The sequence below is a fragment of the Bacteroides sp. 3_1_13 genome, from assembly GCF_001185845.1.
Taxonomy (GTDB): Bacteria; Bacteroidota; Bacteroidia; order Bacteroidales; family Bacteroidaceae; genus Bacteroides; species Bacteroides xylanisolvens.
In genome coordinates, this window is the sequence record NZ_KQ236955.1 from 2,740,467 (window position 1) to 2,751,683 (window position 11,217).

Consider the following 11,217-nt stretch of genomic DNA (forward strand, 5'->3'; position numbering starts at 1 on the left):
AGATAATTAACTGATACCCATCCTTTTTTAGCCTAGTTTGGTTTGGATTATTTATGGATAGTTTTGTAAGAAAAGAGGCACCACACTTACAAGTATAGTGCCCATATTATCATTTACACAATCCTAAAAAACAACATGAGTTCGACGAATTATAAATATCTAAAAAGATTGTAATAAGTAAAATCTATCTTACTTTGTAGTATTAAATTACAAAGATTATTCTATACAATACTTATTATATGCGTCTTTATATATATTCCTCACTTCTTCTTGAAAAGCCGCTCTTCGATTATGTAATTCCATCAATTGGCCATTAATCTGCTGATAAATAATCTTGTGTGCCGGATTTGGGAGCAATGCTTCATCATATGCATCTGTTTCAAAATCCTCTTCTTCTATAGCCGCATGAGCAAGATTCAATAAATCTTCCTTGGTCATATCTGTTACAACCATCCAGTTTTCGCCTCTCGTAAAATAGGCTTTCCGATCTTCAATTTTTAAGTGTTTCATAAATGTCTTTCCTTTCTGAATATGCATGTTCACCAGCTTCTAAACTGTTCAACGTGATTTTGTAGTTCTCAATTGTATTACCTTTAACATCCCTTAAGGCTTTGGCAGTTGGATAGCCGCTATAAATGTTGAAATGAGTTCCATTTGCCTCCATCTTCTTTTCCGTATAAAGAATGTAATCAGGCTTTATAGAACCCCCTATTGTGTTATTATGCGTAGAAATAATCACTGGCATATTCTCTGCCATCTCCTTGATAAACTTATTTACCTCGTTCTTCAAAAAGAGATTATCAAACGAAGACTCTGGCTCATCAATAATGAGAATGTCACATAGAATAGCATCTTTAATTTTCTGCAAGAAGTTAAATTCCGAACGTTCTCCACCGGACACGGGCAAGCCTGAAGAATTAAGTATCCTGTAATCTATGGCTGCAAACAACTTATAAATACGGTCACTCTCAACACCTGCCGCTTTCAATTCATCTAAATACTGAACAGGGTTTCCATACTTCGCAAATGCGTTGGTAAGTGACACCTGTTTTAATCCGACAGTTTTCAAATCTGTGGCATTCGCAAATGGGCGTGCGGACACACTGATTGTAAAATGTCCGGCCTTTTCTGTACTAATAGTTCTGCTTTTCTTTATTGCTATAGCTACTTGGGCAAAAATTTCACGCTTTTTCTTATTGATGAAGTACTGGTATAAATCTATATTTGGAATACGAGGTGCAGCAGATTTCAATTGTAACGACTCCTTTACCATCTTGATTATGTTATTAACTTCTTTGAAGTACAAGTTGGCAACGTTATCCTTCCGGCATTGTTCTATCAACTCTTTCAAGAGTGACTTCAGTGAAGCTTCGGGCAAATGTCTATTGACAAGCGATTTGTAAAGCTGTGATTCTAATAAAGTCAGTGTCGCATTGATAAGTTTTTTAATCTCATCATAACTAAGCTCTTTGAAATCGCTTTCATTAAACAGTTTTGACTTTGAGAAAACATCGTTTACATCGCTCTGCTGCGCTGAAGACATAACCGCTTCAAGGTACTTCTGCAACTTCATCTCATCCTCATCTGCTGAACAAGTTTTCAATATATCTGTTACTATAATGCCAAACTCGCGCAAGTAATCCTCTGCAGAATTTTCTTGTCTTACTTTTAAATCATTTTCAAACTGTTCAGAATCATTCCTACTGGTATTGAGCAGTTCAAATTGTTTAATGTATTTTGCCCTTCCTTCAAAACGGCTGGCAATAGCATTCAAGGTATGAGTTTTTCCTGTAGAACGTTTCCCAAACATAATATTAAGCCCCGTTGACAACATCTGTCCATTCGGGAATATCTGAAAAAGTTTAATTCCTTTTTCTGAGGTCAGTGAAACCTTTGTCTTATCCATTAGGCAGAGTTTCAGTGTATTGACATTCACCTGATCAATATCAAAAAATGTATGGCTGACAGGATATTTATCTGGTGTAACACCTTTTTCTATTCTAAAGTCACTGAAATAGACAGGTGTAAGCTCTGTATCCTCCTTCTCCATATAAATAAACTTCTTGACGCTTGACACTTCACCTGCTATTATGTTTCTTCCCAATTTTTCGATGGTATCTTTATGAAGTTTTGGTTCTTTTTCATAATGTGGTATAAGTAAATATTTACTCAAGTCACCAAATATTCTAATGAATGTATCATAAGGAATATCATCATCCTTAGTTTTTATTAGATTTTTTACTTCTTCACATTTTGCATTAAAATCAAACAGCGTCCCGTCATCGTTATTCGCTATGACAAGAATATGCCCATTCTCCAAATCTACTTCAATACCGGGTAAGACGACTATTTGAGTCAATGCATCCTTTATTTCTTGGAACTGTGCGTAGTCAAACAAGTTGTGATTTGTGATAGCAATTACATCCAATTCTGTCTTTGCAACATAATCCAACAAAATGTCCTTATCGTACGTAAACGCTCTATCTGATACAGAAGGTACTGTATGAATATGCAGGTCACATCTTTTCATATTTTTTTAATCATTGTTATACCTATTTCAAAATCCCACAGGTCAAGTGGAGTTTTGGTTTCAAATTTACTGAATTATTTTGTATGACAGATGATTTTATGTAAATTTTGATGTAATGATGGCAAAATATACGCTAAATGATGCTTAAAATATTTCTATCTTGAAAGGGCTTGTAAACACATACTTCATTTATTTCTCGAAAGGATATTCAGGGGCATCGAACAGGTAGAATATTCAAAGCGCTACAACTTTAATAACTTCATTGTAAACATACTGGGATCATGACTACATATTGCTGTTTTCCCAAAGAAGCCATGCATCAATATCCTTCGTATATTGATGCATGGCTTTGGTTTGAATTCATCAAACTTACGTTAAAGATATTTTAAGACTCATATCCCCCCGTTTTTCCACTTCTTTGCGATATTTCTTTGATTCTCATTTTCAAGAGTTTCCAAAGCTTTTTCTTCTTGTTCTGTAGTTATGTCAAGATATACCATTGTGGTTTGAATACATTCGTGTCCAAGCAAATATGAAATTTGAGCTATGTTCATTCCGTTTTCGAGCCAATGTGAAGCCTTGGCATGCCTGAATTGATGAGCATGTAAATCCAACGGTACATCTTCACAAGTTTTATGAGCTATTGAGGCATATTTTTTCAGCATTTTATTCACATTTTCGGCAGACATCGGAATGTATAACCCTTTACTTTTTGAATAAAAGATCAATGCATCCATATCATCATGCTTTGGATGGTATTTCTTGAGGTACTTTTTTAGGCATTGCACCGGCTTGGATAAAAGAGGAAGAGGCCGTTTTTTTCTCCCTTTTCCTATGACAATCATGTGAGGTTTGGCACAATTCATGACAATATTACTAATTTTCAGAGTAAGAAGTTCATTAATGCGTACAGCTGTAGAGTACAAAAGCAACATCAATGTAAAGTCTCGAAAACCTGTTGCCGTTCTTTGATCAGGTGCGGACAACAGGGCATTGACTGCTTGCTTGCTAAGTCCGGCAACTTTCTTTTTGGTAGTCTTTTCATTCGGTACATTCTCTGCTTGTAGAAATAGAGCCATATAAGTCACATCTCTGTCCGCTATGTATTTTAAGAAGGCACGCAAAGCGGACAGTCTCACATTGCATGTTGTAGGAGTACAGCCTCTATTGTTTTTCATCCAGATAATCCATTCCATGATGTATTCTTTACGAAAACACTCCGCATTCAATGTTTCTGGCAAAACACCTTTCACATTTCTAAGAAATTCAGTATAGAGTGTCATGGAAACCTTGTAGTTTCTTTTTGTGTGAGGACTACATGCCTTTATTGAAGGTACATAGTATTCGAGCCAGTCATGTAGATAACAGGTTATCTGTACCGCTTGCGGATTAATCTTTTTCTTCATCTGTTCCTTGTATTAACGATTCGTACATTTCTATATCATCGAACTCCATGATGTCTGAGATTGCAGGTGTCAAAGAATAATAAGCCAAAGTACTCTCTATCTGCTTATGTCCCATGCTTTTGCTTAAAGCAAGCAACTTGTCGTGAATGGCAAATCCTTGGTGGATCCAACTGTTTATATTCTCAATGGCATAGTTGTGTCTTAACTCATACGGTGTGGCATGAAGTTTATTGCAACCTTGCCACAACACCCGAAAGTGATATGTTACCCAAGCAGGATTGTGCGGTTTGTCATCTGGCGTTGGGAAAAAGATTCTGCGGTTGGGGATCAATTCGGAAATCTTTCTGTCATAGATGCGCATCAGTGCCAACATTGTATCATGAAGGACAACAAAATGCTGGTCATACCCTTTACCCCTCTTGATGGAAATTACTCCGTTTTCAAAATTTACATCTTCCCGTTCCAATAAAATTGCTTCTGTCGTTCTCATTCCGGAACTGTATAACAGACGGAAAAATACAGGCAGGATTATACGTTGAATGACAGAAAGCGTACCGCGTCTCGGTTTTATGTTGTCACAGGCATTAAAAAAGCGTTCCAATTCTTGACGTGTGAAAGCATGTGGTATATAGGTTCGTGGAACTGACTTCGGGACTTGTGGTAAATCAATGTTCGTCAAACCACGTTTTTTCATGTACTTGATGAAATTGAGTATGGGATAAATTCTTGACACACAAGAATTGGTACTCTCTGATACCCTTTGTCTGCACCATTTATCAGCCATTTCTTGTGTAAGTTCTGCTTGTGCCGGATATTCTCTTGTACAAAAATGTTCGAACAGAATCACATTCTTAATGTAGCTGTAACTGTCACGTCCGGATGCTTTACGGTATTTTATGTATCCGTCTATTATTGGAGAAAGGTATGATTGTGCTCTCATTTATCAAACACCTCCTTTCTCATAGGGAATCCCTTTATACTTAGTGAACACTCTTTCAGGCGTTTGAATTCCGCACTGAGATAATGATCAAGGGATTCTGGCGATGAATGTCCGAGAGCAGCACTTATGACAGGTTGTTGTACACCTGACTGTAGCAGGGCTGTTGCAACGTGGTGGCGGAATAAATGTATGCTCTTTCTTTCCTTGGATTGTAACCTTATTCCAGCCTTGTACATGAGTTTTGAGCATATTGCATCGAGATTACTTGTGTGTAGTCTTCGGTATGGCGCATTTACTGTAAGGAAAATGTATGGATCCGGACATATCGGCCGCTCTTTCTGTAAGTAGTCAAAAATAGCATTTCCAACCACAGCACGAAGAGGCAGTATTAACTGATTACCGGTTTTTGACTGTGTAATTTTTATTAGGTCATGTTGCCAATCGAAACTGTCGAAAGTCAGCCCAGATATATCACAACCACGCAACCCAGTGTACATGGCAATTGTTATAATAGCTTTATCTTGTAATGAAACAGTGTCGTCATATTCCAGTGTATGCTTGATAGCGTTCAGTTCTTGTTTCGTGAGATATTGAATGTTTTTTCGTTTGTTTGGTATGGAGGGCAAGTATGAGATTATCCGTCCGACAGCTTCTCCATAATACGGTACACATGCCTTCAAGCCATATTCTACATTGTATTTGAAAGAATGTCCTTTCATTGGCATCTCTTCTGGAGAGAATACATGCAGTATAGCATCTTCAGTTATTGATGCAAGAGTAGCCATTCCATACCTTTGTAAATCAAAAAAGAAGGAACAAAGTGCAGACCTCACACTTCGAAAGAACCTTTTCTGCTGGTCGATAGAAGCGCTGACAATATCTACGACTTTCCTATATTCTTTGTTGAGCAAGTCATAGTGGTACGGCTTGTGGTAATGTTTATGTCCATCCGGAAATATACCCTCTTCCGCATACTGCCGGATTACACGCAATAAACGGACTTTATTCCTAAGTGTGTACTTGTTAGACCACAAATCCGCCAATGTACATTCCACATCGGCATAATTTTCCCACTGGTATTGTTTAAAATTATCAGACAACCATTTACCAAATTTACTCACATAATCTATATACATAGATGAATATCCGGCATTTTGCAAGTAGGTTAGCAGGCATGGGAGCTGCTCGTTTAAATGTAATACATCCATAATTGAATATCATTTTAATAGTTTGTTATTCTTAGTTATAGATGCAAGAATAATCATAACCTATTGTTTGGCAAAGTTTCTGATTATTAATATTATTAGATATAAAATAGGAGAGTTAAAAAAGTTCTGATAATGCGATAAATCCGAAATTTTGGATTTGAGCCACCAGTTCAAGAATCTGACTTTCAACACGCGCCACGACCGTGTGGCGGGATTGGGAAACAGCGAGGGAAGCCAGAAGGCACTTAACATGCTCTTTGCCATACGCACCATACAGGAGCGCACAGGAAAAGACTTGGGTGCGACCTTCCTCTCCGGCACGACTATCAGCAACTCACTGACTGAATTGTACCTGCTGTTCAAGTACCTGCGCCCGAAGGAGCTGGAACGGCAGGACATAAGGTGTTTCGACGCTTGGGCGGCGATATTTGCCAAGAAGACGACGGATTTTGAATTTAACGTGACGAACAATGTGGTCCAGAAGGAGCGTTTCCGCTACTTCATCAAAGTGCCGGAGCTTGCCGCCTTCTATAATGAAATCACGGACTACCGCACGGCGGAGGATGTGGGCGTTGACCGTCCTGCCAAGAACGAGATACTGCACCATATACCGCCCACGCCGGAACAGGAGGACTTCATACAGAAACTGATGCAGTTCGCCAAGACGGGCGATGCCACCTTGTTGGGCAGGCTGCCGCTTTCGGAAACGGAAGAAAAGGCGAAGATGCTCATCGCCACGGACTATGCCCGGAAAATGGCACTCGACATGCGCATGATAGACCCGAATTACGAAGATCATCCCGACAACAAAGCGAGTCACTGTGCCAAGATGATCGCGGAGTATTATCAAAAATACGACGCCCAGAAAGGCACGCAGTTCGTTTTCTCTGATTTGGGGACATACCAGCCGGGCGACGGGTGGAACGTCTATTCGGAAATCAAGCGCAAACTGACGGAGGACTACGGTATACCGCCAAGCGAGGTGCGCTTCATTCAGGAGTGCAAGACCGACAAGGCGCGGAAGGCGGTGATAGACGCCATGAACGCCGGGACGGTGCGTGTGCTGTTCGGCTCTACCTCTATGCTCGGAACGGGTGTGAACGCCCAGAAACGGTGTGTGGCTATCCATCATCTCGATACGCCGTGGGTGCGACATGAAGTCGCATAGATAATTGTTGGAATGATACTTTAAGTATCAGTTTTAACCCGCTGTTCCGTCAGCGGTAGCCTACCGACCGATGCACCTTAATGTTGTATTAAGCGGTCGGGACAAAGTACACTTTCACAAGACAAGACAGAACCGTGAGGGGAAGTCAAGTATGGTTAGTATCATACCGTAGAGTGGCGAGGCTGGATAGTATGGTTAGCGTAAGCGAACTGTTAGTAAACTTCGTAATGTCGTAAAAGAGTGCAAGATACTGATACACTCTACCCAAAATGGGATGCGGTCAGATAATCCTCTCCATGGTAGGATTACACGGATGTAAAGACCGTCGGAGGATGAGACAGAACCTAACCTATCCGTTAGTAATCTATGTGGAACATGGTAAGCCTGTACATCTCCTGTCAGACAAAAGACAGGTAAGCTGAAAGTAATGGATGCTGAATGATGTGCAGGTATAAGATAACAGAGAAAGCGAATGCCGTTCTGTAATGGGACGGATAGGGTTTGAGCCACTTATCACGAGTTGACAAGGGACAACATCAACCTACCACGAAAGTGGGCAGACTTCTGTGGTAATGTTTGGGAGGCAAATACCCAACATTAGCCAAATGGTAATTCTTTACAATAAACTTTTAGAACTTTTTAAAGTAGGAATGCAAATGAACGATAAAATCAAAGAAAATCTCCTCGACCAATCGTGTGCGCCGACTGACAACCTGCAATCAAATTGGGACAGAATAGACTGGACTAAGGCGGAGCAAGCTGTTAAGAAGCTTCAAGCTCGTATTGTAAAGGCTCAGAAGGAAGGCAGACATAACAAGGTGAAAGCCTTGCAATGGACGCTTACCCACTCTTTTTACGCAAAAGCCTTAGCCGTAAAGAGGGTTACTTCTAACGGGGGTGGTTGTACTCCTGGGGTTGACAAAGAAATATGGGATACCCCTAAAGCTAAAATGCAAGCAATAACCCAACTCAAACGCAGAGGCTACCAGCCAATGCCGCTGAGAAGAGTTCATATCAAGAAGAGCAACGGCAAACTGCGACCGTTGGGAATACCGACAATGAAAGACAGAGCCATGCAAGCACTCTATCTTATGGCATTGGAGCCTGTATCAGAAACTACAGCTGATACTCGTTCATACGGTTTCCGCAAGGAACGCTGCTGTATGGATGCAATACAGCAATGTCATAACATTCTCCGAAAGGGATATTCTCCCGAATGGATTTTGGAGGGTGACATAAAAGGGTGTTTTGACCATATCAGCCATGAGTGGTTACTTGCCAATATCCCAATGGATAAGGCAATACTCCGAAAATGGTTGAAATGTGGCTATGTTTTCAACAAGCAAATGTTCCCGACCGAGGAAGGAACACCGCAAGGTGGTATAATTTCTCCGACACTTGCCAATATGACTTTGGACGGATTGCAGAAAGCTCTTGCAGATAGATATAAGCGCCATCATGTTAATGGTAAGTTGTATTCACCAATGGTGAACCTTGTACGTTATGCGGATGATTTTATCATCACTTGCGAGAACAAGGAAACTCTTGAAAATGAAATCAAGCCATTGGTTGCTGAATTTATGTCTGAAAGAGGTCTGACCTTATCAGAGGAAAAGACGGTGATAACCAACGTGCATGACGGTTTTGATTTTCTTGGCTTTAATATCCGCAAATACGGCAAGGACATATTGACCAAGCCGACAAAGAAATCCGAGAAACGCTTTATGGAGAATATCCGTAAGGTAATTAAGGAGAACAAGGGTTGCAGACAGGAGTCGTTAATCAGAATGTTGAACTCTAAAATCCGAGGATGGGGAGGTTATTATCAGCATGGAGCGACACGTGATTCATTTCACAGAATCGACCATCAGATATTCCTCTCACTATGGCAATGGGCAAAACGCCGTCATTCCAAGAAAGGGAAACGGTGGATAAAAGACCGATATTGGCATGACATTCGAGGGAACAAATGGACTTTCGCTTCAAAATTCAAGAAACCAAACGGAAAGGAAGACCAATTGACATTATTGTCTCTGACTTCATCGTTTCCATTCCTGCAATACACGCAGATTAAAGGAGACATGAACCCGTTTGATGCAGACTGTCGTCTGTACTTCTATAAAAGAAAGAAGTCGAAAATGCTTGTTACGCTAAAAGGACGCAAGTCACTGCTGTACCTATGGGAAAAGCAAGGACGCAAATGTCCTATATGCGGTGAGCCTATTGATACGCACAAGGCATGGAATGTCATGCCAACCGTTCAAAACGGAAAGAAATGCAATCTGTTGGTTCATGATGAATGTTTTAAATTATCCCGCAAATCAAATGGAAACAAGAAGTAGTTTGAGCCGGTCTCTGCATACAAACAGAGGCTTAGAAAAGCTTGAGCCGTATGAGGGGAAACTCTCATGTACGGTTCTTAGGGGGGAAGAGGGCAGCAATGCCCTTGACCTACCCGATCGACCGTCCGACTTGCAACAGCGTGACGGACGCGGAGTTAGGGCAGGTAATGAGATTGCCAAACATTTCGCCGGGAACAACGTGGATGTAATCATCTACGCGGTGGAGAAGTCACTGGACAGCTACAAGTTCAACCTCCTGCACTGCAAGCAGACTTTCATAAGCCAGCTCAAAAGCGGTGCGATGGGTGCGCGTACCATCGACGAGGGGGCAATGGACGAAAAATCGGGCATGAATTTCTCGGAATACATGGCGTTGCTCTCCGGCAATACCGACCTGTTGGACAAGGCGAAACTGGAAAAGCGGATCGCATCGCTCGAAGGGGAACGCAAGTCGTTCAACAAGGGCAAGCGTGATTCGGAGTTCAAGCTGGAGTCAAAGACCGGCGAGTTGCGCAACAACACGGCTTTCATAGATGCCATGACGGAGGACTGGAACCGCTTCCTGTCGGTGGTGCAGACCGACAAGGAGGGCAACCGCCTTAATATAATAAAGGTGGACGGAGTGGATTCCGCCGATGAGAAGGTCATCGGAAAGCGTTTGCAGGAGATAGCCAAGAATGCCACGACCGGAGGGTTGTACACGCAGGTCGGTGAACTTTACGGTTTTCCGATAAAGGTGGTGAGCGAAAGGATACTCAAAGAGGGATTGGAGTTCACCGACAACCGCTTCGTGGTCGAGGGGAACTACAAGTACACCTACAACAACGGGCATCTGGCGATGGCTGACCCGTTGGCCGCCGCCCGCAACTTCCTCAACGCGATGGAGAGGATACCCTCCATCATCGACCAGTACAAGGCGAAGAACGAGGTGCTGGAGATGGAGATACCGCAGTTACAGGAGATAGCGGGTAAGGTGTGGAAGAAGGAGGACGAGCTGAAGCAGTTGAAGTCCGAACTTGCCGCCCTTGACCGAAAAATTCAGCTGGAGCTTGCGCCACCCACGCCCGAAGTCGCAGAAAAGGAGAATGAAGGGCAACAGCTCAAGCCGGAAGCGGAAGATGTGAGGAACAGGCAGGCGCAATATCCCGAAAATGCACCGCCGCAGATACGCAGTCCGGCGGATAGTATCGTTGCCAACCATGTCATAATCGGGCGTCCGGGACTGTATGCCAAGGAGGAAACCCGGTCCAAAGGATTGAAAATATAACCTAAGGAATTTTATCTGAAGTATTAATAAGGGCTATCCCAAAAGGTCTAAAAGTAAATTTTATCCTTTCTGCAAGTATCTATAGGATGGCAACTGCATTTTTTTCTTTTTGGGCAGCCCTTATTAAAATTTATTCTTATTTTAGGTTATATACATTCATGTCCATTTATGTAAAAAATTCCTGCTGACCTTGTTTATGTCTTGTCAGTCACCATTTGCAAAACCATATTTGACCCTCAAAGAGGCTGAATTTGATAAGTAACTTGCTACATACTCATAATAAGGAGCTAAATAGAACACGAATGGGAAATACACAAATGCTAAACTAAAGAAGATATTGGCCAAAATAAACGCTA

Annotated in this window: 6 protein-coding genes and 2 pseudogenes; 3 read left to right on the top strand and 5 right to left on the bottom strand. The window is 41.5% G+C overall.

What is annotated here, in order from left to right; genetic code table 11:
- Positions 1-216: 216 nt before the first annotated feature.
- From HMPREF9009_RS09830 to HMPREF9009_RS09850, 5 genes are all read right to left on the bottom strand, one after another.
- The gene (locus tag HMPREF9009_RS09830) at positions 217-510 is read right to left on the bottom strand and encodes a hypothetical protein (RefSeq protein ID WP_049702039.1); all 294 of its coding nucleotides are present in this window, start codon (positions 508-510) and stop codon (positions 217-219) included.
- Positions 491-2,530, bottom strand: coding sequence for a phosphotransferase (locus HMPREF9009_RS09835; RefSeq protein ID WP_049702040.1), 2,040 nt, complete (start codon positions 2,528-2,530; stop codon positions 491-493). The genes HMPREF9009_RS09830 and HMPREF9009_RS09835 overlap by 20 nt, the downstream gene beginning before the upstream one ends.
- A gap of 392 nt (positions 2,531-2,922) precedes the next feature.
- Complete coding sequence (locus HMPREF9009_RS09840) at positions 2,923-3,936, bottom strand: tyrosine-type recombinase/integrase (RefSeq protein ID WP_049702041.1); 1,014 nt, start codon at positions 3,934-3,936, stop codon at positions 2,923-2,925.
- Positions 3,920-4,876: a tyrosine-type recombinase/integrase gene (locus HMPREF9009_RS09845; protein ID WP_049702042.1), complete on the bottom strand. Its 957-nt coding sequence runs from the start codon at positions 4,874-4,876 to the stop codon at positions 3,920-3,922. The genes HMPREF9009_RS09840 and HMPREF9009_RS09845 overlap by 17 nt, the downstream gene beginning before the upstream one ends.
- Positions 4,873-6,084, bottom strand: coding sequence for a tyrosine-type recombinase/integrase (locus tag HMPREF9009_RS09850; RefSeq protein ID WP_049702043.1), 1,212 nt, complete (start codon positions 6,082-6,084; stop codon positions 4,873-4,875). Before HMPREF9009_RS09850 ends, HMPREF9009_RS09845 begins: the two co-directional genes overlap by 4 nt.
- Positions 6,085-6,235: 151 nt before the next feature.
- Between HMPREF9009_RS09850 and HMPREF9009_RS09855 the strand changes: the two are divergent.
- The 3 genes and pseudogenes from HMPREF9009_RS09855 to HMPREF9009_RS09865 form a co-directional block, all read left to right on the top strand.
- Positions 6,236-7,231 (top strand): annotated as a pseudogene (locus HMPREF9009_RS09855) (hypothetical protein); the annotation flags it as partial.
- A gap of 677 nt (positions 7,232-7,908) precedes the next feature.
- Positions 7,909-9,594: a group II intron reverse transcriptase/maturase gene (ltrA, locus tag HMPREF9009_RS09860; protein WP_049702337.1), complete on the top strand. Its 1,686-nt coding sequence runs from the start codon at positions 7,909-7,911 to the stop codon at positions 9,592-9,594.
- Positions 9,595-9,697: 103 nt separating this feature from the next.
- A pseudogene (locus tag HMPREF9009_RS09865) lies at positions 9,698-10,861 on the top strand (DNA methylase); the annotation flags it as partial.
- Positions 10,862-11,217 lie beyond the last annotated feature (356 nt).

Coding starts and splice junctions, on each gene's coding strand:
- HMPREF9009_RS09835 (WP_049702040.1), bottom strand. CDS start 2,530: ATGAAAAGATGTGACCTGCATATTCATACAGTACCTTCTGTATCAGAT.
- HMPREF9009_RS09845 (WP_049702042.1), bottom strand. CDS start 4,876: ATGAGAGCACAATCATACCTTTCTCCAATAATAGACGGATACATAAAA.
- ltrA (WP_049702337.1), top strand. CDS start 7,909: ATGAACGATAAAATCAAAGAAAATCTCCTCGACCAATCGTGTGCGCCG.
- HMPREF9009_RS09830 (WP_049702039.1), bottom strand. CDS start 510: ATGAAACACTTAAAAATTGAAGATCGGAAAGCCTATTTTACGAGAGGC.
- HMPREF9009_RS09840 (WP_049702041.1), bottom strand. CDS start 3,936: ATGAAGAAAAAGATTAATCCGCAAGCGGTACAGATAACCTGTTATCTA.
- HMPREF9009_RS09850 (WP_049702043.1), bottom strand. CDS start 6,084: ATGGATGTATTACATTTAAACGAGCAGCTCCCATGCCTGCTAACCTAC.